1 pseudogene is annotated in these 482 nt (G+C 73.7%); it reads right to left on the bottom strand.

The annotated features are described in order from the left end of the window. A pseudogene (locus tag FV223_RS29745) lies at positions 1-482 on the bottom strand (LytTR family transcriptional regulator); the annotation flags it as partial.

The following is a 482-nucleotide window of genomic DNA, read 5'->3' as shown; positions in this document are numbered from 1 at the left end:
GCCGGCGGCGAGCCGCGGACCGGCGAAGCGCAGCAGGAGGCCGCCATTCTCGACGAACGTCTGCACGCGGGCCGCGGTGCGGTCGTCCATGGCGCCGACGTCTGCGAGCACCAGCACCGTCACCTGGTTGTCGAGCAGCTGCCCGACCTGGTCGGCGATGCCCTTGGCGCCGCGCGCCTCCTGAACGTCGGCGAAGGGCTGCAGCGCGCGGGAGAGATAGTAGGTCGGCGCCAGCAGCGGCTGCGCCTGGTCGTTGGTGCCGCCGAAGACGAGGCCGACGCGGCGGCGCTTGCCGCGCTCGTCCACCAGCGTGACGGCGCCGGCCGAGCGCTCGCCCGCGATCTCGATGCGGCTGACGCCGTTGCGCAGCTCGATCGGCATGTCGAAGGCGATTTCGGTGTCGGTGGCGTCGGGTGCGAGGGCGAAGTCGTGCTCGGCGAGCGGCAGGCCCTTCGGGTCGAGCGCCCGCACCAGGCCGGCGT

Source organism: Methylobacterium sp. WL116, from assembly GCF_008039455.1.
Classification (GTDB): Bacteria; Pseudomonadota; Alphaproteobacteria; order Rhizobiales; family Beijerinckiaceae; genus Methylobacterium.
This window is presented reverse-complemented; position numbering and strand designations above follow the sequence as displayed.